General features: G+C 36.7%; 22 protein-coding genes. 16 read left to right on the plus strand and 6 right to left on the minus strand.

Features of this window, described 5'->3' with window-relative positions; genetic code table 11:
• Nucleotides 1–121: 121 nt before the first annotated feature.
• The 3 genes from nirC to nirB are packed head-to-tail and all read right to left on the minus strand — an operon-like array spanning nucleotide 122 to nucleotide 3779.
• A complete protein-coding gene (gene nirC, locus A9G31_RS07365; protein ID WP_065561083.1) occupies nucleotides 122–889 on the minus strand; it encodes a nitrite transporter NirC in 768 nt (255 codons plus the stop codon).
• 27 nt (nucleotides 890–916) lie between these two features.
• Entirely contained in the window at nucleotides 917–1249 is a 333-nt protein-coding gene (gene nirD, locus A9G31_RS07370; RefSeq protein WP_034910358.1) for a nitrite reductase small subunit NirD, read from the minus strand.
• 1 nt (nucleotide 1250) lies between these two features.
• Entirely contained in the window at nucleotides 1251–3779 is a 2529-nt protein-coding gene (gene nirB, locus A9G31_RS07375; RefSeq protein ID WP_065561084.1) for a nitrite reductase large subunit NirB, read from the minus strand.
• A 207-nt stretch (nucleotides 3780–3986) separates the two neighbouring features.
• On the opposite strand from nirB, the gene A9G31_RS07380 reads away from it, so the two are divergent.
• The 13 genes from A9G31_RS07380 to edd all read left to right on the plus strand — a co-directional run bounded on the left by A9G31_RS07380 (nucleotide 3987) and on the right by edd (nucleotide 17054).
• Nucleotides 3987–4484, plus strand: a complete 498-nt coding sequence (locus A9G31_RS07380) for a MarR family winged helix-turn-helix transcriptional regulator (protein ID WP_065561085.1) — start codon at nucleotides 3987–3989, stop codon at nucleotides 4482–4484.
• Between the two features lie 74 nt (nucleotides 4485–4558).
• Entirely contained in the window at nucleotides 4559–5671 is a 1113-nt protein-coding gene (locus A9G31_RS07385; RefSeq protein ID WP_081299379.1) for an HlyD family secretion protein, read from the plus strand.
• On the plus strand, nucleotides 5668–6837 hold the full coding sequence (locus A9G31_RS07390; protein ID WP_218056411.1) for an ABC transporter permease: 1170 nt from the start codon (nucleotides 5668–5670) through the stop codon (nucleotides 6835–6837). Before A9G31_RS07385 ends, A9G31_RS07390 begins: the two co-directional genes overlap by 4 nt.
• Nucleotides 6838–7256: 419 nt before the next feature.
• Nucleotides 7257–8039 (plus strand): transcriptional repressor AgaR, encoded by a 783-nt coding sequence (gene agaR, locus A9G31_RS07395; protein WP_065561086.1) that lies wholly within the window; start codon nucleotides 7257–7259, stop codon nucleotides 8037–8039.
• A 50-nt stretch (nucleotides 8040–8089) separates the two neighbouring features.
• Nucleotides 8090–9109 (plus strand): SIS domain-containing protein, encoded by a 1020-nt coding sequence (locus A9G31_RS07400; RefSeq protein WP_065561087.1) that lies wholly within the window; start codon nucleotides 8090–8092, stop codon nucleotides 9107–9109.
• Nucleotides 9110–9139: 30 nt separating this feature from the next.
• Nucleotides 9140–9634 (plus strand): PTS N-acetylgalactosamine transporter subunit IIB, encoded by a 495-nt coding sequence (gene agaV, locus A9G31_RS07405; RefSeq protein ID WP_065561088.1) that lies wholly within the window; start codon nucleotides 9140–9142, stop codon nucleotides 9632–9634.
• Nucleotides 9635–9648: 14 nt separating this feature from the next.
• Nucleotides 9649–10431 carry a PTS N-acetylgalactosamine transporter subunit IIC gene (gene agaW / locus A9G31_RS07410; RefSeq protein ID WP_065561089.1) on the plus strand — a complete coding sequence of 261 codons (783 nt, stop codon included), beginning with the start codon at nucleotides 9649–9651 and terminating at the stop codon, nucleotides 10429–10431.
• Nucleotides 10421–11317: a PTS system mannose/fructose/sorbose family transporter subunit IID gene (locus A9G31_RS07415; RefSeq protein WP_065561090.1), complete on the plus strand. Its 897-nt coding sequence runs from the start codon at nucleotides 10421–10423 to the stop codon at nucleotides 11315–11317. The genes agaW and A9G31_RS07415 overlap by 11 nt, the downstream gene beginning before the upstream one ends.
• Before the next feature lie 9 nt (nucleotides 11318–11326).
• Nucleotides 11327–11764: a PTS galactosamine/N-acetylgalactosamine transporter subunit IIA gene (agaF, locus tag A9G31_RS07420; protein WP_065561091.1), complete on the plus strand. Its 438-nt coding sequence runs from the start codon at nucleotides 11327–11329 to the stop codon at nucleotides 11762–11764.
• Complete coding sequence (gene nagA / locus A9G31_RS07425) at nucleotides 11754–12917, plus strand: N-acetylglucosamine-6-phosphate deacetylase (protein WP_065561092.1); 1164 nt, start codon at nucleotides 11754–11756, stop codon at nucleotides 12915–12917. Before agaF ends, nagA begins: the two co-directional genes overlap by 11 nt.
• A 113-nt stretch (nucleotides 12918–13030) precedes the next feature.
• Entirely contained in the window at nucleotides 13031–14290 is a 1260-nt protein-coding gene (gene agp, locus A9G31_RS07430; protein ID WP_065561093.1) for a bifunctional glucose-1-phosphatase/inositol phosphatase, read from the plus strand.
• 400 nt (nucleotides 14291–14690) lie between these two features.
• Nucleotides 14691–15218, plus strand: a complete 528-nt coding sequence (gene gntK, locus A9G31_RS07435; RefSeq protein ID WP_065561094.1) for a gluconokinase — start codon at nucleotides 14691–14693, stop codon at nucleotides 15216–15218.
• 30 nt (nucleotides 15219–15248) lie between these two features.
• On the plus strand, nucleotides 15249–17054 hold the full coding sequence (gene edd, locus A9G31_RS07440) for a phosphogluconate dehydratase (RefSeq protein ID WP_065561095.1): 1806 nt from the start codon (nucleotides 15249–15251) through the stop codon (nucleotides 17052–17054).
• Between the two features lie 134 nt (nucleotides 17055–17188).
• On the opposite strand, the gene A9G31_RS07445 is transcribed toward edd, so the two are convergent.
• Nucleotides 17189–18910, minus strand: a complete 1722-nt coding sequence (locus A9G31_RS07445) for a thiamine pyrophosphate-dependent enzyme (protein WP_065561096.1) — start codon at nucleotides 18908–18910, stop codon at nucleotides 17189–17191.
• A gap of 306 nt (nucleotides 18911–19216) precedes the next feature.
• Between A9G31_RS07445 and A9G31_RS07450 the strand changes: the two genes are divergently transcribed.
• A complete protein-coding gene (locus A9G31_RS07450) occupies nucleotides 19217–21058 on the plus strand; it encodes an SLC13 family permease (protein ID WP_366940277.1) in 1842 nt (613 codons plus the stop codon).
• A gap of 369 nt (nucleotides 21059–21427) precedes the next feature.
• Here the strand turns inward: A9G31_RS07450 and A9G31_RS07455 are convergent, their stop codons facing one another.
• The gene (locus A9G31_RS07455) at nucleotides 21428–21769 is read right to left on the minus strand and encodes a hypothetical protein (protein WP_065561098.1); all 342 of its coding nucleotides are present in this window, start codon (nucleotides 21767–21769) and stop codon (nucleotides 21428–21430) included.
• A gap of 136 nt (nucleotides 21770–21905) precedes the next feature.
• On the opposite strand from A9G31_RS07455, the gene A9G31_RS07460 reads away from it, so the two are divergent.
• The gene (locus tag A9G31_RS07460) at nucleotides 21906–22085 is read left to right on the plus strand and encodes a hypothetical protein (RefSeq protein ID WP_065561099.1); all 180 of its coding nucleotides are present in this window, start codon (nucleotides 21906–21908) and stop codon (nucleotides 22083–22085) included.
• A gap of 18 nt (nucleotides 22086–22103) precedes the next feature.
• Entirely contained in the window at nucleotides 22104–22577 is a 474-nt protein-coding gene (locus A9G31_RS07465) for a type II toxin-antitoxin system death-on-curing family toxin (RefSeq protein WP_176700373.1), read from the plus strand.
• A gap of 277 nt (nucleotides 22578–22854) precedes the next feature.
• Here A9G31_RS07465 and A9G31_RS11815 read toward each other — a convergent pair.
• The coding region (locus A9G31_RS11815) for a hypothetical protein (protein WP_176700372.1) at nucleotides 22855–24240 on the minus strand (1386 nt) is incomplete at its 5' end.

Below are 24240 nucleotides of genomic sequence, written 5' to 3' on the forward strand. Positions count from 1 at the left end.
TCACTAATTATGATTAAAACCAAATGTAATCCTAATTAATTTAACGTCTTTGGGGGATTGCTTACCATGCTTTCCCCCTTATATTGGTTATTTTAACCACATTTCCTGAATTAAACAGTTATTAAGGTCGATCTTCTTTGGGTGTTGAATACCAGTATCCCAGTCCCATAAATAATGCGCCAGAAACAATATTTCCTAATGAAACCCATAATAGATTATGACCAATTCCAGCTAATGTGTAAGCATCGCTATGATGACCAAACCACGAAAGTGAAAAAAGTGTCATGTTCGCAACGGAGTGTTCATAGCCACAAGCAATAAATGCTAACAAACACCACCAAATAGCGATAAACTTTGCCGAACCTTCAACGCGATTAGCCATCCAAATCGCTAAACAAACTAACCAGTTACATAAAATACCCCTAAAAAATAATGCCGAAGCTGAAGCAGATGTTTTTGCTAAAGCCGCTGCATGAACCAAACTAGTATCCGTTGATAATAGAGGTGTTGAAGCATAAAAATACAATGCAGCAACAAAAATTGAACCTAATAAATTTCCTAACCATGTTTGTGGCAATACTGTCCACATTTGGGTATGAGTAATTTTTTTGCATTTTACTCCTAGGGTTAAAAACATGGTATGCCCTGTAAATAATTCAGAGCCTGCAATTACAACCAACGTTAAAGCAATACCAAACGTTGCCCCCATAAGTAAAGGTCTTATTGATGGATCAACAAGGTTTCCTAAAGTAAAAATCAAAATAATACCTATTCCTACATAAGCCCCAGCCATAGCAGAACTTAGCCAAAAACCAAATGGGTTCGTTTTTGCCAAACGAACAATACGCGCAGCATTTGCTGCACATTTATTAATTGTCTCTGTATACATAATTAATTTATCCTTTTAAAAATACATTTAGCGCGACTTTACTTGTACGATCCCCTCGTCATTAACATCTACTTCATAATGAGGGATTGAATATTGTTCATCTTCCAAACAATAACCATCTTTTAAACGAAAGCGTTGCTTTTTAAGCGGACTTGCCACCCATAACTCATTTTCATGTTCTGCTATAATGCCTCGGGATAAAACACTTGCCTTAGCAAATGGATCAATATTACTAATCGCATAAAGCTCAGTATTATTATAAGGGCGAAAAATAGCCACATGATCATTACCAACAAGTGCACAAACTCCTGTGCCAGGTAAAATCTCATCAAGTTTACAAATAGTTATCCATTGACTCATATTATTCCCCTAACATTACTTTACGTTCTTCTGCTGTTGCTGGGCGATGCTGATCACGCTCAGGTACGATTTGGACATTCTCATCACGTTTGTTACTATTAATAAAATGAGAAAATCGAATTTGACCTTCTGTATTTTCAACAGCTTCCTTCCATTCACATACCATTAATTTACGTAAGCGTGTCATTTCACTTTCTAACTCAGCATTTATGCCTAATTTATCGTCAATAATAACACTACGTAAATAATCAATACCACCATCTAAATTTTCAAGCCAGACTGACGTCCGTTGTAATTTATCTGCGGTACGAATATAAAACATAAGGAAACGATCAATATATCGAATTAGTGTATTTTTATCGAGATCAGCAGCAAGTAAATCAGCATGACGAGGCTTCATACCACCATTACCACACACATAAAGATTCCATCCTTTTTCAGTAGCAATAACACCGATATCTTTTCCTTGCGCTTCGGCACATTCACGTGTACAACCTGATACGCCTAGTTTAAATTTATGTGGTGCACGAATGCCTTTATAGCGGTTTTCTAGCTCAACACCCAAACCAACACTATCTCCGACACCGAATCGACACCAAGTGCTACCTACACAGGTTTTTGCCATTCTTAATGCTTTGGCATAAGCATGACCACTCTCAAAACCAGCCTCAATAAGCTCCTTCCAAATAGCTGGAAGATCGTCTTTTTGAGCTCCAAATAAGCCAATACGCTGTGAACCTGTAATTTTAGAATAGAGCTGATATTTTTTAGCTATTTGGCCAACAGCAATTAATCCTTCTGGAGTAATTTCACCACCAGCACTACGTGGAATTATCGAATAAGTACCATTTTTTTGAATATTACCTAAGAAAATATCATTACTATCTTGTAGAGGAATCAAATTATCTTTAAGAATATAATCATTCCAACATGAAGCTAATAAAGATCCGACGGTAGGTTTACAAATTTCACAGCCATAGCCTTTACCATGTTTCTTAATTACTTGCTCAAAAGACGTTAAGCCCTCAACACGGATAAGATGATATAACTCCTGACGCGAATATTTAAAATGTCCGCATAATGCATGGCTGACCTCAATGCCTTGTTTAGCTAACTCTAAATTAAGAATTTGTGTAACAAGTGGGATACAGCCTCCACACCCAGTCCCAGCTTTAGTTTCAGCTTTGATTGCTGCAACCGTATGACAACCAGCATTAATGGCATTAATAATTTTTTCTTTAGTCACATCAAAACAAGAGCAGATTTGTGCTGAATCGGGAAGCGCATCAACCCCCATAGCTGGTTTTGCTCCTGCATGTGCAGGCAGTATCAACGTATCTGGATGTTCAGGTAGATCCATATCATTAAGCATTAATTGCAATAAATTACTATAATCTGACGTATCGCCAACCAATACCGCACCCAAAAGCTTTTTATTATCATTCGAAACAACCAATTTTTTATAAACTGGCGTTGTTTCATCTAAATAAACATAACTATGACACCCTATTGTTTTTGTTTTTGCTTTAGCATCGCCAATACTACCGACATCGACTCCCATCAGCTTTAGCTTAGCGCTCATATCGGCGCCTTCAAATTTATCTGCTTGTCCCATTAAATGCGCTAAGGCAATCTGAGCCATTTTGTAGCCTGGTGCAACTAAACCAAACACCTTGTTTTGCCAACAAGCACATTCACCAATAGCATAGATATCAGGATCCGAAGTTTGGCAATAATCATTAATGACAATTCCCCCGCGAGGACCGATTTCTAACTCACATTCTTGAGCTAATTTATCATTTGCTCTAATGCCAGTTGAAAAAACAATAAAATCGACTTCAAGTGCAGAGCCATCCGCAAATTGCATGATTTTCCCAGCAGGTGTGTGAATAATTTCTTGGGTATTTTTACTGGTATGAACACCTACCCCCATTTCCTCAATTTTACGACGTAGTTGTTCTCCGCCCTGCACATCCAGCTGTTCTGCCATAAGCACTGGAGCAAACTCAACCACATGCGTTTCCATACCTAAGTTTTTTAAAGCTCCAGCAGCCTCAAGTCCAAGCAATCCCCCACCCACAACAGCGCCTTTTTGACAACGCTTTGCACATTCTTGAATAGCATCAAGATCTTCAATCGTACGATAAACAAAACAATCCGAACCATCAGCACCTTTAATCGGTGGTACCCAAGGATAAGATCCTGTCGCAATAATCAATTTATCATAAGCAACAATTCGCCCTTGTTGAGAGTGAATCTCCTTACGCTGACGGTTAATTAAAATAGCCCGTTCATTAAGTAAGACTTTAATATTATTCTCTTCGTATAAACCTTCGCGAACAAGAGAAAGCGCTTCTGCTGTGTGACCAGAAAAATAAGAAGAAAGGTGCACCCGATCATAGGCAAGACGAGGTTCTTCACAAAAAATAGTAATATTGAATTGATTGGGCTGCATTTTATCAATTAACTCTTCAATAAAACGATGCCCAACCATCCCATTACCAATAATAACGAGGTTGGTTTTACTCATACATAACTCCAATTTTAATTTAATTAAATTGCTAAAAAATTTTAATTTAATAACATTGTATGAAACTGTGCATAGAATATAACTACCCTCAAGGATTACTACTTTAGTAGTACTTAAATATCAAACTTGCAAAAACGTACTTAAAATAATTGCTAATTTTAGCTAAATTAGTATAATTAGCCGACTAAATAAATTGAGTAATGATAATTGAATTACAATTCAAGAAAGCTTCCTTCACGTGAAACCATAGCTCGATCACAAAGATTTAACGATGACATCGTTGATGTTTCTGGTGTTGATCTGGTTTTGAGCTTAATAACAACTGCCGATTTAATTCGTGCTAATATCTATGCGCAATTAGATAAAGATTACGGCGTTTCTGAAGGTAAGTTTGCCTTATTGATGTCATTGTTTTCAGAAGGTGAAATCTGTACCAGTGATCTTGCTTTGCGCATTGGTGTAACACCAGCAACAGTATCAGTAATGGTTAAACGAATGCTGGCAGCGCCAGAGCCTTTAATCTCGATGTCAAAAAGTGGTGATGATGGTCGTTCTCGATTAATCGCTTTAACACATACAGGCGAAAAGCTGATTCAAAATGCATTACCCAATCACCTAAAATCAATTCGCGCTTTTGCACAAGTACTCAATTTGCAAGAACAAGAGTCTTTAATATTGATGTTACGTAAATTATTACGAAAATAACGGACTTTAATCATTAAAGTCCTTCATTTCACTTAAATAGTTAGCTGACTAAATAAATGGAAAATAAGCTGTATATGAAAAAAAATGTCAAAATTCCTGTTATCTTTTTACTCCTGCTAATCTTTGGCTCATTTTTAATCTTTTTAGGATCAAGAAATGATGCGGTCTCGGTTGCCAAAAGCATCAAATCTGGTGTATTAACTGCCGATGAGATTAATATTGCCTTTCAAAATGTCGGAGGAAAAGTCACCAAGCGATTTGTAGAAGAATCACAAATAGTAAAAAAAGGTGATCCTTTAATGCAATTAGAAGATATCGATACCAAACTAGCTATCGATCGACTACAAGCTTTAGTTGATAGCCAAAAGGCGGCAGTAAACCAAGAACAAAAAAATATTGAAATCACTGAAAATGAAACCAACCTTTCGGAATTATCAACTTGGCGAAAAATAGAAGAAGTGCAAGCCAATTTAGAAGCAGCAAAATCGGCTCGAAACCTAGCTAATACTGAATTTGATCGCCAAAACCAATTACGTAAGTCGGGGGGAAACTCGCAATCACAACTTGATAATGCTCGTAATGTTTTTATTAATGCAAAAATGCAAGTTATTAAAATTGAAAGTCAACTTTCTACCTTAATGATTGGTGCGACGCCTGAACAAATTAGCCAATTTGAGCAAACAAAAAATGCAACAGGAATGACAATACAATCAATCTTAATTGCGCGACAAAAACTGCTAAACCGCCAAAATCAATTAACACAGCTTCAATCACAACTCGCACAAGGCGAAGCTGAATTAAAACAACTACAGCTTAATTATGATCGACTAACATTAAGAGCACCTGAAGATGGAAAAGTATTAAAACTTATGTTTGAAGATGGCGAAATGGTACCAAACGGTGCGCCAGCAGTCTTATTAGAAACCGATCGTAAATATATCGACATTTATGTGAATGAAAAAATGGTTAATGATTATCAACCAGGCACAACGGTTACAGCAAATGTAATTGCACTTAACAAAGAAGTAAAAGGAAAAGTTCGCTTTGCCACCGCTGCACCATCATTTGCTGACTTACGCATGACACGAGAACGAGGTCAAGCTGATTTAACCTCTTATCAAGTCAGAATTTACATAAAATCAATTCCTAAACTATTAACTGGAATGACACTTGAGGTTGAAAAATGATGCAAAACATCATTAAATCCATGCTTGAAGAGCTTGACGCCATGTTGTCTGGCCATTTTATACCTTATTATAAAGTTTCGCTTGGCTTAGCTGCTATTGTTTCGCTCGTTTTTTCAATTGTATTAAGTCATGGAGCTGTGTTTGAAGGAAAAATTGCGGTTATTGATCTTGATGGTTCTCATTATTCGACTGAATTAATTAGCAAAGTCAATACATCGCCTTATATTGAAGTGACAGAAGTAATAAGATCGCCAGTAAATCCAATAACATTGGTTTCACACGACCGTAATTTAGGTGTTTTATATATTCCTAAAGGTCTAGAAAAAAGCTTAAAAAAAGGCGATCAAACAGTACGCCTAGGCTATTTTGCTGATGATACAAACGATGCACAAAATGCCAAAGTACTACAAAGCCTTAATGAATATATTCCAGAATTGGGGGCTGAACTTAGTGTTGGTAAAGTTGCAGCATTAGGACTTGGTAAAGAAGGCATTGAAGCAACTTTATCACCAATGCAACTTAAAACACGATATATGTTTAATCCTGCAAGCTCGTCCACCATATCGACGATTATATATTTTGTCTACTTTTTCTCGTCACTGACTTACGGCCTAACCTCATTAATGATTATTGGCCGCTTAAAAGTAACTGGCATGTGGGAACAAACTATAGAAAGAGGATTCTTACCTTTATTAGCAAAAACAATACCTTACGCACTATTTTTTACAACAGCATTAACGCTTATCACAGCCATACTTGTTATATTTGGACAACTGCGTTTTGACGGTAACTATTTTGCTTTTGTACCGAGCATATTTATGACAGGATTGGCATTTGGTTGGCTAGGATTGTTACTGTCTTGGAAAACTAACAATCCAGGGGAAGGCGCAGGTAAAATGATTTTCTTAGTACCTCCAGGGTTTATCATGGGTGGTTCAACAATGGCTGTGGGAATAATGCCAATTTGGACTTACTATGTTAGCCATGCTTTCCCATTAGTTTGGTTATTTAAATTTTTCCGCGATTTTGCCATGCGAGGACGCTCACTGATTGATATGTTAGCAACTTATGGGGCTTTCATCATCTATTTAACGATTATTGCTTTTATTGTGATGATGTTTGTTGAACGAGCAAAAAAGACAGCACCACAATCCCAATTAAATTAAACCACAAAAAATAAGTTATTGAAATGTCGACAGAGTTTCAATAACTTATTTTATTTCACTTAACTTGTTCTTCTCAGCAATAAATTTCACCTTTTTATATCTTAAAAAATCGAAATTATTTTGGGTTAAATTATCAAATTTGTGATCGTCATCACATCATTAAATGAAATTTAATTTATTTATTCTAGTCAATAAATATTCTTTTATCACTAATCTATTTTATATAATTCAATGAATAATATTAAATTATTCTCATTAATTATAATTCAAACTTTTATCCTCTATTTCATTTTCCTTCAAATGAAAAGGTTTTGATCTTTTTTCTAACAAATATTTTTTTGTGACTTATCTATCGTTTTTCTAACATTTACATATGGTTAAATTTAATAACAGATAAAAGAGGAGCAAGTTGCCACGTTATGAAAGATGAAATAATAAATACCCTGCAACGCCGCGAGAAGATTATTCATTTACTGGGTAAAGAAAATACTGTCTCAGTAAATAAGCTGAGTAAATTATTTAAAGTATCAACAGTTACCATTCGTAACGATCTTCGCCATTTAGAACAAAAAGGTTGTGTATTACGTTCATACGGTGGAGCAATGTTAAATAAAACTTTTGCTCTAGACAGACCATTATTAGATAAAAGTCGAATCAATTCCATAAGTAAAAATAGAATAGCCCAAAAAGCAGCAGAAATGGTTAATGATGGAGATCATATTATACTTGATTCAGGCTCGACTACCGCTGCCATGGTGCCTTATTTACGTAAAAAACAGAATCTAATTGTTTTTACTAATGCCATAAATATTGCCTATGACTTATCCACCAATACCGACATTGAAGTAATTATTGCTGGTGGCAATATCAGAAAAAAGGCCTACTCTATTTCAGGACCAACAGTAGAACAACAACTCAGAATGTATCACTTCGACAAGCTTTTTCTAGGGGTTGATGGCTTTGATCTTAACGCTGGTATTACCACACCAAATTTTGGTGAAGCATCAGTTAATCGCGTAATGTGCCAAGTATCAGGTCAAATCATCGCCGTTACTGATTCAAGTAAATTTGGCCGTAAAAGCTTTTGTATGATTGAAAAAATCAATCCCATTGAAACACTTATTACCGATTCAAAAATTCCAAAAGAATATTTAACACAACTACACACACTAGGCATTAATGTGGTGATTGCAGACATATAAACTTTTTATTTTTTTCCATGTAATTACTAAAATTAAACAGGATATACATTATGAAACAATATCTAAATTATTCATCAGATTGGTTAGAACAACACAGTGCCATACATACAGCTAAAGAGATCTGCCAACAACCTAGAATTTGGCGTAACTTACTACAATTAATTTCACAAAAGCAGGAGCAAATACAGGTATTTTTAAAACCTTTACTAGCCGATCCGAATCTAGAAATAATTCTAACAGGTGCAGGGTCATCGGCTTTTGGCGGGGTAGCGCTTGCACCATGGCTAAGAGAACATACCAAACTTAATGTTCATGCTTATGGTACTACCGAAATTGTTGCAGACCCTCTACAATATTTATCTACCAATAAAAAAACATTAATAGTTTCTTTTGCTCGTTCAGGCAACAGTCCAGAAAGTGTTGCAACAATTCAGCTAGCCGACCAAATAGTCTCAGATTGCTATCATTTATTGTTAACCTGTAACTCAAATTGTGCGTTAACCGATTATGCCGCTAAAAAAAATGATTCAAAACGTATTTTTCAGTTTGTGATGCCACAAGAGGCACAGGATCTCAGTTTTGCCATGACATCTAGTATTAGTAGTATGATGTTAACCACACTTCTTTTGCTAGGAAATATTGATTCTAATAAAGCCACTGAAGCTGTAATGAAAATTTCCAATATCTGCGAACACCAACTTTCAAGTTGGCAAACAATCACTAAACAATTAGCGCATAAACCTCATGAACGTGTTATCTATGTTGGCAGTAGCTGTTTCACCGGTATTGCTCAGGAATCTGCATTAAAAATTTTAGAATTAACTGCTGGTAAAATAGCAACACGATTTGATTCTATAATGGGTTTACGTCATGGCCCTAAATTCATAATTAATAACAATAGTTTAGTTGTTTGTTTTTTTTCTAACGATGCTTATATTCGCCAGTATGATAACGATTTATTCAATGAACTACTACACGATAATATCGCAACAGATGTACTTGCCCTAAGCGGTCAGCATAGTAACGACAAGCATATATTATCAGTTGATTGCGATCTTTCCGATTGTTAGTTGATTTTCCCTTATTTAGTTTTCGCACAAATGTTAGCGTTTGAAAAATCACTTAGTTTTGGATTTATTGATAATCGTTTAGTTCATGGTCAAGTTGGTGTGACTTGGGTTAATGCACTTGGAGCAAATCTCTTACTCGTGGCCAATGATAGCGCAGCACAAGATCCCGTACAACAAAATCTAATGGATATGGTTATCTCAGAAGGGATTCAGACCCGTTACTTCACTTTACAAAAAACTATTGACATTATTGACAAAGCGGCTGAAAGGCAAAAAATTTTTATCGTCTGTAAAACACCTCAAGATGTTTTAATTCTTGTTAAAGGTGGAGTACCGATTAAATTTGTCAATGTAGGCAATATGCACTTTTCAGAAGGGAAAAAACAAATTCATAAAACAGTATCTGTTGATGACAATGATATAGCTACTTTTAAAGAACTTGAAAAGTTAGGTGTAACCTGTGAAGTTCGCCGCGTACCTGATGAATCTGGTGAAAAAATTGCGGATTTACTCAATCTTTCTTAGCAAGAGGAAAAACTATGTTAATGGATGCTTTATTAATTGGATTACTGGCAGGTATTGCTGGTGTAGACTTATTTGACGGACTAACACACTTACACAGACCAATTGTGATTGGTCCAATAGTTGGATTAATTTTAGGCGATGTAACCACAGGATTATATGTAGGAGGGTCATTAGAATTGGTTTGGATGGGTATGGTACCATTAGCTGGTGCACAGCCTCCAAATGTCGTTATAGGTGGTGTAATTGGTACAAGCTTTGCTATTTTAACGCATACCGAACCAAAAATTGCTATCGGTATAGCCGTTCCATTTGCTATAGCCGTACAAGGTTGTATTACCATTTTATTTACTATCTATTCACCAATGATGCATAAGTGTGATCGCTATGTAGATCAGCTCAACTTCAAAGGGATTGAATGGGTTAATTACCTAGGTATGATAATTTTATTTTGTTTCTATTTTATTGTCGCCTTCCTACCTATCTATTTTGGCGCAGAAGCGGCAACAGCTTTAGTGGAAAAATCACCGCAATGGCTACTTGATGGCCTTAGCATTGCCGGCGGTATGATGCCTGCAATTGGTTTTGCAATGCTAATGAAGATCATGATGAAAAAAACTTATGTAGCTTATTTTATTCTTGGTTTCCTTGGTGTGACATACCTTAACTTACCAATTTTAGCCATTGCACTAGGCGCATTAGCTATTGCAATGATTGATTTCTTTAATTATAGCCGAGATGACAACAATAGTAATAAGCCAGTAAGCTCAAGTCCAGTGGAGGTAGAAGATGGAATTTAATGATGATCAAAATAAAAAAATGGCAGAAAAAGAAGAAAAACGCATGGCACAAGCATTAGCAACAAGTAAAGTTACTGCTGATACATACACAGATCAAAGCCAAGATATCACTTTAACAAAAGGTGATATTAACCGTATGGCTTTTCGCTCACTGGCATTACAAGCATCATTTAACTACGAACGAATGCAAGCTGGTGGGTGGCTTTACACTATGTTACCTGCATTACGTAAAATTCATAAAAATAAGGATGATTTAAAAAATTCGATGCATATGCACATGGAGTTTATTAATGTTCATCCTTTTGATGTCACCTTTTTATCTGGCTTAGTGTTAGCCATGGAAAAAGGAAAAGAAAATATTTCGACAATCCGTGCTGTAAAAGTTGCACTAATGGGCCCTTTAGGTGGAATTGGTGATGCGCTATTTTGGCTAACATTGTTACCGATATGTGCAGGTATTGGCGCATCATTAGCATTAGAAGGAAGTTTATTTGGCCCAATTCTTTTTTTGTTAATGTTCAACTTAGTACATTTTGGTTTACGCTTTGGTCTGGCCCATTATGGTTATCGTGCAGGAACCAGTGCTCTACCTTTATTAAAAACTCATACTAAACGCATTTCACATGCGGCGTCTATTGTAGGTATGACCGTAATTGGAGCATTGGTCGCCTCGTATGTACGTATATCAACACCATTAGAAATTAATGCAGGTCAAGCGCATGTTGCCTTACAAACCGATGTACTTGATAAACTGATGCCGAACTTATTACCACTTGGATTTACATTAATTATTTATTACTTAATGAAACGTAATTTCTCACCAGTTAAATTAATTGGTTTAACAGTTGTTATTGGTGTTATCGGCAAACTTGTTGGATTTTTATAGAGGAAAATTATGTTAGGCATAATATTAACAGGCCATGGTAGCTTTGCTACCGGGCTTTATGAAGCAGCAACACAAATCATTGGACAACAAATGCAATTTACTGCAATCAATTTTCAAGATGGCATGAGTAGCGAACAATTAGAGCAACGACTAAATATCGCCTTAAAACAGTGCGATACAGGCCAAGGAGTCGTGTTTTTGACAGATATCGTCGGCGGTTCGCCATTTCGACTAGCCGCAATGTTAAGTTATCAAAATAATAATATTGAAGTAATAAGTGGCACCAACATGCCTTTATTACTAGAGATATTGCTACAACGTGAAGATATCGATTTACCTACAATTCGTCAAGAAACAATTGAAAATGGTAAAAAAACGATAACAAGTTTATGGCACGAACACCAAAAGAAATCTCCCCTTGATGAGGTATGTTCAGATGGAATTTAAACAAATCCATGCAAAACAAGTATTAACACCTCTTGGTTGGCTCAATAATATTATTGTCAACATCAAAGAAGGAAAAATTATCGATATAAAACCTAGTGACAAACCCTGTTCTAATCAAATCAAACTACTGCCTGCACTTATTGATACTCATATTCATGGAGTAATGGGAGTTGATACCATGGACGCCACTCATGAATCCCTTAATACTATGAGTAATTTTTTAGCCAAGCATGGTGTAGGTGCTTTTTTAGCAACCACAGTAACCGAAAGCAATGACAAAATTGAAGCTGCCTTAATACAAGTAAAAAAAAGCATTAAACAAGGTGTAACAGGAGCAACCCTTTTAGGCTCATATCTTGAGGGACCTTTCTTTAATGCAACTCATAGAGGTGCACACCCAAAAGAACTATTACATGCACCCGATCGTACTATTATTGAAAAATGGCTAAATTTAGCAGAAGGAACTTTAAAATGTATCGCTTTAGCGCCTGAATATCCAAATACTTTAGCAATCATAAAATGGTTACATAGTTTAAATATACGAGTAATGATTGGGCATACCAATGCTGATTATGAAACAACCAAAGCAGCTCTATTAGCTGGTGCAAATGGCGTAGTACATTGTTATAACGGCATGTCGGGATTACATCATCGTAACCTTGGTGTCGTTGGTGCAGCACTAAGCATTGATAACTGTCAAACCGAAATAATAGTAGACGGCTACCATGTTCATCCATCTGCTGTTGCTATTGCACATAAATGTTGTGGAAAAAATTTATTATTAATTACTGATGCTATGCGGGCAACAGGTATGCCTAACGGTGATTATTCTTTGGGTAAATTGCGAGTACATATGGAAAATAATGTTGTCCGTACAGAAAATGGCAGCTTGGCAGGAAGTACACTAACACTTGACTGTGCAGTTAATAATTTGGCTAATTTTACTAGCATTTCTTTTGAGCAGGCTTGGCTACATGGAAGTTATTATCCAGCCAAAGCTTTAGGTATAGACAATACCTTAGGCAGCATAACACCAGGCAAAACGGCTAATTTAGTATTACTTGATGAACATAACCAATTGATTGCAACCATAGTTAATGGGAATATTGTTTATCAATCTAATCTATTTAACGAGAAATATTTATTTAATTAAAATCATTAAAAGCTATACCCAAAAAACTAAAGCAATAAAGAAACACAAAACATAGACAATAACTAATCAGTGATAACTGATAAGCTTATCTTTATATCCATTTAGGAGAGCATATGAAAAAAACATTGTTACAAGGAATAGTAGGTTTAACAGCTATTTTATCTTTCGGCACACAAGCTTCAGAACAGTTAGAAGACTATACGTTAGAGCAAGTTGTCGTTTTTAGCCGCCATGGCTTACGAGCACCACTAGCTAGCCCTAATAGCACCCTTGGTAAAGTAACCCCTAACTCATGGCCACAGTGGGATACGCCAGCCAGTTATTTAACCACTCGCGGAGGGGTATTAGAAAGCTATTTTGGACATTATTTTAGTGAATGGTTAGTCGACAACAAGCTATTAGCTGCAAATGACTGTCCTAGTAAAAATGACGTGTACATTTATACCAATAGTCTACAACGTACTATCGCAACCGGACAATTTTTTTCTGTTGGTGCTTTTCCGGGTTGCAATATTCCTGTTATACATAAAGAAAAGCTCGGCACAATGGATCCGGTATTCTTTCCTGTAATTCGTGACGGTAGTCCTGAATTTAAACAAGCGGCAATAGCATCAATCAACCAAACTGCCGATATAAAAGGTATTGAAGGATTAAATGAAAAATTGGGTAAAGCTTATCAAGATATGTCTAAAATCATAAATTACCCCCAATCATCTAACTGTTTAACCGATAAACAGTGTGATTTTACCAAGTTGCCAACACAGCTTATTATTGAAAAAGGAAAAGAGCCCGGAGTTACTGGACCACTTCGTACAGGTACTTCTATCGCTGATGCTTTCATTTTACAGTATTATGAAGGTGCCCCATTGAAAGATATTGCATGGGGAAAAATAAAAAACAATCAACAATTCGAACAATTAGTGGCGATAAAAGAACATTACAATACAGTATTATTTGGTTCACCAATAATTGCAAAACAGGTTGCGGCTAAGTTAACTCAATATATTGATCACTCTTTTTCAGAGAAAAAAAACCAACACAAATTTACTCTTTTAGTTGGCCACGATTCTAATGTCGCATCGCTATTTTCAGCAATGCAAATCAAATCTTATACCCTTCCAGAGCAATTCGAAACAACACCAATTGGTGGAAAAATTGTATTCCAAAAATGGCGTAACAATAAGAATGGTGAAGCGTTTATGAAGATTGAATATTTTTATCAGTCAACTGATCAAATCCGAAATCTGTCACAGCTAAATCGTAATAATCCACCACATAAAGTGACATTAGAAATGGAAAATTGTCCAATCAATGCAATGGGTTTTTGTTCATTTGCTACCTTTAAACAAACTATAAAAAATATAGCCAAATAATACTTAGCTTCGTTGATAATATGTACAAATTATGGAAAATATTGAACATATTATCAACGACATCACACATTAATCTCACCCACGACTAAATCCAAGCAATCAAACTTAAATTATTCACATTGTTTTCAGTTACTTGAGAAGCGGCATAAAGAATATACTTAAAAAACAGAACAATAACGAAAAATTATTGCCTTTCGAATAAAAAAAATAAGATTTTATATTTTTGTGATCGTAATCTATTTTTCAACAGTAACGATCAACCAATAAGTAATTTTCTATTTATTAAGATATTAAAAGCAAAACCTGATCCAGATCACAAAAAAACTTTTTTTATATTGCAAATGGAGATTATCATGTCAAAATGTTACCCGTAACTATTTGGATGTACTAAGGATCAATAATGACTAAAAAAAACAAACAAGTTTTTGTATTAATGGGAGTATCAGGTTGTGGTAAATCAGCGGTTGCCAAACAAGTTGCTTACAACCTAAATGCTGCTTTTTTAGATGGTGATTTTTTACATCCAAAGGCCAATATTTTAAAAATGCGTAGTGGTACACCATTGAACGATGAAGATAGAATGCCTTGGCTTAGCTTAATCAGTAATGCCGCATTTGCTATGAGTAATGTTAACGATGTCTCAATTATTATCTGTTCGGCATTAAAACGAAAATATCGAGATATTATTCGTGGTGAAAATGAAAACGTACATTTTATTTATTTGAAAGGAAGTTTCGAGGTAATCGCCGAAAGGCTAGCTAAACGTAAAGGTCACTACCAAAAAACAGGGATGCTTCAATCGCAATTTGATACTCTAGAAGAACCAACTACCGATGAAAAAGATGTCTACCACATCGATATTGAACAACCATTAAAAGAGGTTGTGCACGATACTGAACAAGTAATACGCACAATATGTCATTGTTAAAAAATATAAACAAAATAAGACGAGGTCAATGTGAATCCGACTATTCAGGCTGTAACTCAACGTATTATTGAGCGTTCTAGGGCATCTCGTACCGCTTATCTGCAAAAAATCGAACGAGCTATGCATAAAAAAGTAACTCGATCTAGTTTACCATGTAGTAATTTAGCTCATGGTTTTGCGGCTTGCTGTACTGATGATAAAAATGATCTAAAAAACATTTTAAAAAGTAACATAGGGATTATTAGTTCATATAATGACATGTTATCAGCTCATAAACCGTATGAGTTTTATCCTGAACAAATTCGAAAAGCACTTCACGAAGTTGGCGCTGTTGGGCAAATGGCTGGTGGAGTACCTGCCATGTGCGATGGTGTAACCCAAGGCGAGCCTGGAATGGAGTTATCATTAATGAGCCGTGATGTGATTGCAATGTCGGTTGCTGTCGGGCTTTCGCATAATATGTTTGATGGTGCTCTATATCTAGGAATATGCGATAAAATTGTACCAGGTCTATTTATTGGCGCATTAACGTTTGGTCACTTACCGGCTATTTTTGTACCTGCAGGGCCAATGCCATCGGGCTTACCTAATAAAGAAAAAGTACGTATTCGCCAGCTCTACTCAGAAGGTAAAGCCACGCGTCAAGACTTACTTGAATCAGAATCGGCATCTTATCACACTAGTGGTACTTGTACTTTTTATGGTACAGCAAATAGTAACCAAATGGTTATTGAATTGATGGGACTACATTTGCCAGGGACGGCTTTTGTTCATCCTGAAACAGCATTACGTTATGAATTAACCAATGCTGCTGCTAAACAAATTACTCGCCTAACCAACCAATCAGGCAACTATATGCCTATTGGTAAAATGGTAGATGAAAAGGTGATTGTCAATGGTCTAGTTGCACTACTCGCAACTGGCGGTTCAACTAATTTAACCATGCATATTGTGGCGATGGCTAAAGCAGCCGGCATAATTATTAATTGGGATGATATTTCAGACCTATCAACGGCAGTACCACTACTTTGCCGAATTTACCCGAATGGTCCAGCCGATATAAACTACTTTCAAGCAGCTGGAGGTACATCTTTATTGGTTCGCGAACTATTATCTGGTGGTTTATTACATGAAGATGTTGAAACTGTAGTAGGGCGTGGACTTAGTCGTTATACTCAAGAACCTATTTTAGAAAATGGCAAACTCACTTTCCGTGAAGGTCCAACAAAATCATTAGATGACAGCGTCATTGCATCAATCAAAAAACCATTTAATTCTCATGGTGGATTAAAAGTGATGTCAGGAAATCTTGGTCGTGCAATTATGAAAACATCAGCCGTTGCACCTGAACATCAAATTATTGAAGCACCAGCAGTCATCTTTAATAGCCAATATGATTTAGATGCTGAATATAAAGCTGGCAAACTAGATAAAGACTGCGTAGTTGTTGTCCGTTATCAAGGACCAAAAGCAATTGGCATGCCAGAATTGCACAAACTAATAACACCGCTAGGTGTTCTGCAAGATAAAGGTTACAAAGTTGCGTTATTAACTGATGGTCGATTATCGGGGGCATCAGGCAAAGTGCCCGCCGCAATTCATGTCACCCCCGAAGCTTATGATGGAGGTTTACTCAGTAAAATCCAAAATGGAGACATGATCCGTGTTAATGGTCAAACTGGCGAAATAACATTATTAGTAGACGAAGCAGAATTAGCCAATCGTAAACCTTATCCTTTCGACTTAGCAGATTCACATCTTGGTTATGGGCGTGAACTATTTACCGTTATCCGAGAAAATTTAACTTCCGCAGAAGAAGGCGCCGTTAGTTTTTAATTCATTTATTCTGCCGCAAATAAGCGGCAGAAACTAGCCAAAAAACAATACAAAAACACTATTATTACGGAAAGTTTTAACAAAAAACTCTCCGTAAACTTATCATTTAAAATAAATATAAAAAATAATATAAACTATTTCTTGATAAAATTATCCACCAATAGATTTACTACATCGCCCATTTTCCCTTGCAATGAAGCTTTTACACTGTAAAGCGCCATCCCCATAACCTGCGATGCTTGAATTTCAGGTGGCATAACTAATTCATTAGAGCTAGTTTTAACATCTAATAATGCAGGACCTTGATGCGATAAAAATGATTGCATCGCTTCATCAAGAGAATCAGAATTATCGACTCTTATCGCAAATAATCCCATCGACTCTGCAACTTTTGCAAAATTAGGATTTTGTAAATCGGTATAGTGATCAACTAAACCTTCTGATTTTTGTTCCAATTCAACAAAATTAAGTGAACTATTATTAAGCACAATAATTTTAATTGGCAAATTTTCTTGAATTGTAGTTAACAAATCGCCTAATAACATACTAATACCCCCATCACCTGATAAAGTAATGACCTGACGATTAGGAAATGCTTTTTGCACACCTAACGCTTGCGGCATTGCATTTGCCATTGTGCCATGTTTCAAACTAATGACAGTACGTCTTTTCCCATTGGTATTAAAATGCCTACAAGCCCAAACCATAGCAGAGCCAACATCAGCACAAAGCACAGCGTCTTGTGTCGCATATTTATCAACAAGCTCGGTTAAATATTGAGGATGAATCATTGCTTGAGAAGGTACAGCTTTCTTATTCAATTTATCCATTGCCTTCATATACAATTGGCGACATTTTTCTAAAAACGTAGTATCTTGTTTTTCATCAACTAAAGGAATTAAAGCGGCTAACGTTGGCTTACTACTACCAACAACCCCCACACTCACTGGATGACGCCGTCCAAGATGAGTTGCATCAATATCAACTTGAATAATAATCGCTTTATCAGGATAAAATTGTGACCACGCAAAATCAGCACCTAACATAATTAACACATCACACTCTTTAATCGCTGTTGTTCCTGACTCCATACCAAACATACCAGTCATACCAACATTATAAGGATTATCATACTCAACAAAATCTTTACCTCTTGAGGTATGCACAATAGGTGATTTTAATTTTTCAGCAAAGGCAATAAGCTCATCATGAGCCTCACACACTCCTTGCCCAGCAAAGATAGCTATTTTGGGATTATTATTAAGTATTTCTGCGATTTGATTTAATTCTTCATTTGACGGACGAATAATAGGTTTAGGGTGATAAATCTTATGCCCACTATTATCTTCAACCTTAATTAAACTAATATTATAAGGTACCACTAAAACAGCTACACCTCGTTGATTAATTGCAGCTTGAACTGCTGCGGTTGTTATTTGTCTTGCTTGGGTTGGATCATTAATTTGCTGACAAAATACAGAACAATTTTTATAAATAGATTCAAAATCAACTTCTTGCGGAAAATCGGTACCTTGTTGCGAAGTCACCAATTGGCTTGCCAATAAAACAACAGGTACTTTATTACGGTGTGCTTCATAAATACCGTTAATAAAATGCAAACTTCCTGGACCACAAGATCCAGCACAAGCTGTAATTTGGTCTGTTAAATAAGCTTCTGCCCCTGCGGCAAAAGCACCGACTTCCTCATGACGAACGTGTACCCATTCAATATTACTTTTTTTAATAGAAGAAGTAATATGATTTAAAGTATCCCCAACAATACCATAACAATGCTTAACACCTGCTTCAGACAAAACATCAACTATAATTTGTGCAACAGATTTTTTTGATGACATATTCTCTCCTAAAGAGTTAATGATTAAATAGGTTTAGTTGCTTAAATTACACCTACTTTTCGAAAATGCGAATAGGTCATAAAGAAAATAGCAAAAAATGTTAAAAAATGTAAAATAATGTTAAAGAAAATTAACAACAAAGTAATTATAGTCATATAAACTTCATTTAGAGATATTCCCTATTACAATAAATCAAGGTATTATGTACAAAATGTAATCTGTATCATAGAGCTACTTTTTGTGGAACATTTGTCATCTGAGGATAGTTTAGTATCATCAATCACTAAATTCTTACCTAATTATTTTATTGAATATTACCCACTTATTACTGTCTGCATATTATTATTAATAGCAATTTTAATGTTTTCGTTCAGCAAATTAAGAATGGACATTATTGCATTGCTCACAATCGCGGCAATCACCATCACAGGCGTATTAACACCAGCGGAAGCCCTCGCTGGATTTAGCGATCCGAATATTATCTTAATTGCCCTTCTATTTATTATTGGTGAAAGCTTGGTTAGAACAGGCATTTCATACAAAATGAGCGAATACATATTAAAAGTCGCAGGCAAAAACGACATTCGCATTATCACCTGCATTATGTTAGGCGTTGCTTTGCTTGGCTCAGTGATGAGCTCAACTGGCGTAGTAGCAATTTTTATACCCGTTGCCATTAGCATTGCTAACCATACCGGTATTCATGTAAAAAAATTAATGATGCCACTTTGTATTGCGGCATTAATAAGTGGCATGATGACACTGGTTGCCACCGCACCAAACCTTGTGGTAAACAGTGAATTAAACCGTGCCGCTTTGACTGAATTCAGTTTTTTCTCGATCACCCCAATTGGTATTGGTGTTTTAATTGTCGGGGTTATATATTGCATATTAACACGCAATTGGTTACTCACAGCAGAACAAGTTACCCCTACTAATACCCAACCACAAAGACGAAAAATCACCGATTTAATTCGAGACTATAAATTAATTGGCCGAGCCCATCGAGCACAAATACTAGCTGGCTCACCTTTTGTTGGGCGCACAATTGATGGCTTACATTTGCGTAGTGAACATGGTGTAAATGTTATTGGTATTGAACGTTGGCGCAAATTCCACAAAGTACTAATCCCCGTTAATGGCTCAACCGAATTTCGTGAAAATGATATTTTATTACTCGATATGTCACACTCCGAAGCCGATTATCGAACCTTTTTAAACACCAACAACCTTGAACCGAAAGTATTACGAGGTGAATATTTTTCAGAACAGGTTAAACAAGTCGGCATGGCCGAAGTTGCCCTGCTCCCAGAATCGACACTGTGTGGAAAAACACTTAATGAAATTGATTTTAGAGGAAAATATTTCCTGACTGTAATTGGTATTTGGCGTAATCATGCACCGGTTGAAACAAACAACTTATTCCAAGAACGTTTAGAAATGAGTGATACATTATTAGTTTGTGGTGACTGGGGTTCGATCCAAAAACTACAAACTCGAACCAATGACTTTGTTGTATTAGACTTTCCGGCCGATATCGACGACATTGCACCAGCAAGCTCACAAGCACCAGCGGCTTTAATTAACCTAGCCATTATGATTATTTTAATGGTGACAGGTATTGTGCCTAATGTGGTTGCGGCATTAGTCGCCTGCTTACTGATGGGAGCAACACGATGCATTGACATGGCTAATGCCTATAAATCCATACATTGGCCAACCTTAATTCTAATTATAGGTATGATGCCTTTTGCACTAGCACTCAACAAAACGGGGGGGATTTCGCTCATATCAGCTTGGCTTGAAGTCCACTTACGCTCTTTCGGCCCATACATGGTGCTAACATTTGTTTTCTTATTATGCTCAACAATTGGATTATTTATATCCAATACTGCAACAGCCATTTTAATTGCGCCAATCGCTATTGATTTAGGACTAAAATTTGGTTACTCACCTTATCCATTTGCCATGACGGTGGCAATTGCCACATCAGCGTCATTTATTACGCCCGTATCCTCACCGATTAAAACCATGGTAGTAGCACCGGGAGGATACAGCTTTGGCGATTTTGTCAAAATTGGCGTACCGTTAACTTTTTTAGTAATGGCGGTGGATATTGCTTTAGTTCCGGTGTTTTTTCCGTTTTAAAACGTATTGTTAGTGATATAAAAATAATAAACAAAAATTTACTTTTAATAATTAGGAGCTAGAAATCATGGAATTTTTACAAATTATTTTGGTACTTATTTTTATAGTGGCCTTATGGTTCTGCTTTATATATTACCTACGTTTTATGAGTAAACTAACATATAAACGAATCATAAAAAAATTGAATCAGATAAGCTTAGCGATGCAACAATAATTCGCAATTATAATAATTTAAAAAAATGGAAAGATTGCAAATGGGTGGCAATTTTATTGTATAACATCTTTTATAAAGAATATATTAAAGTGCAAAATATGATGTTTGATGCTTACAAAGAAGGGATGATAAAACGTAATTTACCCTTATAATTTTTACTCACTAATTAAAACTATAGTAATGGCAACAACAAAATAATCCGCCAAACGTCCTGTTTTGCGTGCTGACCTCGCTCTGTTGTCGGCACATTCTGACGCCGGAATGAAACAGATAGCATAGCCGATTTTTTTGGGGGATTGTTTTGTTAAATAAAAACACCGCATAAAAACTTCAACAAAATCAATAGTATACCGGAGCGATTTTTTATCAAAATAGGTTTTTTTGTTGGTGGATAGAGTGGGTTGGGTGCGGTGGTTTTGAAATCTTGCTTCTTCAATTATTTTACTTATTGCTACTTTAGCGCCATATAAGAAATTTAAAAAGTAATTAATTGTCAAATATATAGCGTCTATTGATTTTTGTGATTTGTATAAATTTTCTTTACTCTTTACCTTATGGTATTTATAATCAGCTCAAGGTTGAGAGCTTATTAGCTCTCAGCCATTCTTATATAAAAACTAATGAGGTGAATTTATGGGTCACGCACAAATAAAGGAAAATCGCCTTTATATTCCGCCACGTGACAAACATGTAGAGGTTAAAGCAAAACCTGCGTTAAGTGATGACTGCAATCATAATGAGCAAGTTTTAAATGCCTTTGCCTTTGGGTTCGCTCGCTACAAAAAAGCCATGAGAGACTTATCAAAGGTTTAACGAATGCTAGTGTCACAAATTGGGGAAATAGTTGATGGAATCAATTTTCTTTCAGTTGATGATATAAAGCTTATCAATTCATTGCTAATTAAACTACAGACACCTAAAGAGCCTATATATGTTCGTGATGAGAATGCCTTAGGCTCATCCCAAGCTAGACCCAGTCTTTACAGGTATCACGAACAAACTGAGGATATTTTTAGGTTAGCGGCTGTTCTTATTGAGAGTTTAATTAGAAATCACCCTTTTGCAAATGCTAATAAAAGAACCGCTCTGTTTTCTGGTTATCTATTTTTACTATTAAATGGGCAAGAATTAAAAGCTCCTGACGCAGAAGTTGTTGAAATGGGCGTTGGAGTCGCTACAGGAAAGTATAATGTGGAGGAGTTAGAAAACTGGCTTTTTTATTGGTCACACGAATTTGACTCCCGAACTCTTTGCGTCAGTGATGCGCATGCTATTGAAAAACTGATGAGTTCTATTAAAAGTTAGTGTATAGAGCGAGTTAGATGCAGTCGTTTCAGACGTTTTGACCTTTGGTGAATAGATTAGACCAAGAATTTAAACCGCCACAGCGTAATCCACTAAAACCGCCATCGACACTTTCAGCGTCGGCGGCGGGGGGCGGCGCTATTGTGGCTCTGCCACAACGGCGCAACCCTAAGGAAAACGCCCCAACTTACGCGGGGGCTTGATTCTTTGTTATATTATCCTCTCAGGCACCATAACCCCTTCCGCGCCCTAAGGATTAAGAACTAAACGCTAAAAACTAAGGTGCGGTGCAAAGGCCATAGCGGGAGCTGAAGGTGCCGTAGCTGACGACGTAGCCGACGCTCGATTCGACAAGGAACTGGTCGCTACCTGATGCGTCACTCGTCCAGTAGCCGTTGCGGTCGACGAAGCCCGCATCAGCGTAGTCGCCCATGTAACCCCACTCCGTGAAAAAGCCTGCACCTATGTGACGCTTGTAGACATTATCACCAGACGACGGACTGGCGCCTACTGCACCTTGACAATAACGTCCTGAATTCCAACCAGAACAAACCGCGTTGGTTAAATCCCTTACCCGTGGCATACGATAACCCAAACTATTACACCATGCTGTTTGATTAGAAGCGCTAGCGGTTTGAAGCCCCCGATTGACGAACCACTGCCTTAACTTAAAACCATACCGAACCTCATTACCATTACTATCCCTTCCCACCAACTCGAAGGTCTGTGGCAAAGATGGACGTGTAAGTGAACCAGGATTACTTGAGCTTATCTGACTACTACTTGCCCTAGGACCTCTCAACGTTACCCGTGTTACATTCTTGGATTTATCTCTAATCCATCTATCAATATAAGAATTACTTGGGTCTGAGACTGGCAACCTCCAACTCACCGTTGCACCTAGACTACCACTTGTGTTAACTGTCCAACGCAACTGACTTGCGTCAATACCACCTATGTCCAAATCAAAATACAATCCATCTGCTCCTATAGTTGGAAAGTTTCTGTCGTAAGATGATGGGTTTGTTGACTGAACTAAAAAGCCCTTAGTAGGAGACCATATGTTAGATAGACCGGCATAACGTGGGTTGTCGTTAGAAACAATGCCACTTGTTCCACCCATCAACAAATTCGGCCTGACCGAACAAATAACCGGCTGTGACGGCAAAGTGATATAATAAACCGCTGTGCCTCCGTAAAAACGACTACTATTTGGCACTCCATACTGTGTAGTTAAACTTCCCCCTGTACTATCTAAAGTGACCTTATAAGGCGCTTTACATATACTTAATGTATCACTACGATTAACCGTAGCGCCATCTTTATCCTTTATTACTAACGATATACTCCCTGTTGCAATAACACCATTTGTACCCTGTCCATCCCCATCATCATCTCCCCACTTCCCTTGGCTGATTAGACTATTTAAACTAATAGATGTTGCACCCGATGGCAATACCGTATGAATATCATTAAATGTATAATTTCCACTAGGTAACATTATCGGATTTGTAACACTTGATGTGTTTGTTGACTGAGTGATACGTCTTCCATCTGGCAACTCGATTGCCAAAAATGTGTCTGTATTAGTTGCCTTAGTTCGCCCACCATCGAACGTTAAATACGGCCCACTACCGTGAATAGTATTGGTTGTATTTACCGT

Source organism: Gilliamella sp. Gris1-4 (assembly GCF_001690335.1).
GTDB classification, from domain to species: Bacteria; Pseudomonadota; Gammaproteobacteria; order Enterobacterales; family Orbaceae; genus Gilliamella; species Gilliamella apicola_P.